Source organism: Roseomonas sp. 18066 (assembly GCF_902706185.1).
GTDB lineage: Bacteria > Pseudomonadota > Alphaproteobacteria > Acetobacterales > Acetobacteraceae > Pseudoroseomonas.
On sequence record NZ_CACSJM010000389.1, the window covers coordinates 1 to 412 of the forward strand.

At 70.4% G+C, this 412-nt stretch carries 1 protein-coding gene; it reads right to left on the bottom strand.

The genetic code is table 11. The annotated features are described in order from the left end of the window. A partial coding sequence (locus GVN67_RS29370) for a hypothetical protein (RefSeq protein WP_160000796.1) occupies window positions 1-412 on the bottom strand: 412 nt, incomplete at both ends.

Genomic DNA, 412 nt, shown 5'->3' on the forward strand with positions numbered 1-412 from the left:
GATTCCACGAGCTGCGCGTGCGGCGTGCGGTGGCGCGCGGCCATGCGCGCCGAGGCCACTGCCTTCGACTTGCAGAACCAGTGGCAGGTGTGCTGCATCAGCAGCAGCTCCGCCGTGAGCGTGAAGGCCTTGTCGCGCTGCGAGAGGCCGCGCTCGTTGTGGACGCCGCGCGCAATGCCCTGGGCATGCACGGCGAAGGCCTGGCGCAGGTCGAACGAGGCTGCGGGAAAGAGCTGCAGCGCGAACGGCAGGGCCACGGGGATGCGGCTCACGCGCGCCCTCTGCGGCTCCACCTTCGCGAAATCGGCGGCGAAGCGCTGGAACTGCTCGGCCAGCTGCAGTTCGGTGGTGCGCAGCAACTGCCAGATCTGGTCGCGCCGCGCTTCCTCCTTCTCGCCGAGCGCCCGCAGGT